Origin of the sequence: Ideonella azotifigens (genome assembly GCF_006519715.1) — a bacterium.
GTDB lineage: Bacteria > Pseudomonadota > Gammaproteobacteria > Burkholderiales > Burkholderiaceae_C > Ideonella > Ideonella azotifigens.
The window spans coordinates 1-1,190 of the sequence record NZ_VIDT01001126.1; the positions used below are offsets into that span (position 1 = coordinate 1).

General features: G+C 70.8%; 1 protein-coding gene. It reads right to left on the bottom strand.

Annotation, left to right across the window (positions count from 1 at the left end; all coding sequences use genetic code 11):
• The coding region (locus tag FKP22_RS31075; RefSeq protein WP_141292021.1) for a hypothetical protein at window positions 1–1,170 on the bottom strand (1,170 nt) is incomplete at its 3' end.
• Window positions 1,171–1,190: the final 20 nt, after the last annotated feature.

Genomic DNA, 1,190 nt, shown 5'->3' on the forward strand with positions numbered 1-1,190 from the left:
GGCCGACAGCGGCGCGGCGATCTTGGTGGCGTCCGCGCCGTTGCCGGCGATGCTCACGTCATGGTCCACCGCGCTGATGCGGAAGTCCACGCCGGTGCCGGGATAGAGCTGGCGCGCGCGCAGCGACAGGTCGCCAGCGGTGACCAGGCTGCCCTTGAGCGCGCTGCTGTTCAGGCCCTGCAGCATCAGGTCGCCCTCGGCCGCCAGCGCCAGCTTGGCCAGGTCTTGCGTGACCCAGTTGCCCGAGACCAGCAGGCCATCGCGCGAGTGGATGCCCAGCGTGGCATCGCCAGCGCGGGCCTGCATCACCGGCATGGCGGTGCCGTTGGCCCCGCTCACGCCCCCTTGAAGCTGCACCTGGCCGGCATTCAGCTGCACCGCCTGGCCGGGCTGCACGCCCAGCGAGCGCGAGGCAAGTGTCAGCGTGCCGGTGAGATCCAGGTTGGCGCCACCGAGGAAGCGCAAGCTGTCGCGTGCGCTCAGGCCCAGGTTGGCCACACCGGAGGCGCGGATGGCGGCGGTGGAGATCGAAGCCGTGTCATTCAGACCATCGATGGCGGCGGTGTCGCCCAGCGTCACGCCGGCGGTCTTCTCGGTCGGGCCTGTGGCAATGCGCAGTTCGTGCCGGACGTTCTCGGCATTGCCGGGCTGCTGCGTGGCGGCTGCATTCAGCGTCACGTTCAGCGTGCCGCCGCTGGCCTTTGCACCCCCCGCGTGCAGGTCGATGCTGCCTTCGGTGACCAGCGCGCGGCCGGCCTCTATGCTCAGCGTGCCACCGTTGCTGTCGACCTGCTGGCGCGCCCAGCGCACGCCGCCTTCGCCCAGGCTGCTGCGGTCCAGCTCGGCACTGGCGCCATGGGCGGCCAGCGTCGCGCCCTGCTGGATCACCAGCACCGGAGAAGTGGCCGGCACATCGCTGCCGACCTTCAGCGCGATGCTGCCGCCGTCCAGCACCTGGCCCTGGCGCAGGCCGTTGGTGGTCGGGCTCGGCAGCGTGGTGCCGGAGACATCGACGCTGCTGTGCGAGCCCAGCCACAGCATCGTGTCGCTGGGCGCGCCTGCAACTTCTTCCTTGGTGGCCGAGACCGCCAGCGCCACCTTGCCGCCGGCGGTGTGCAAGGCACCGTCCATCAGCAGCTGGTTGCGCGCGCTCAGGGACAGCGTGGACAAGGCAGTCGACTCGATCACCG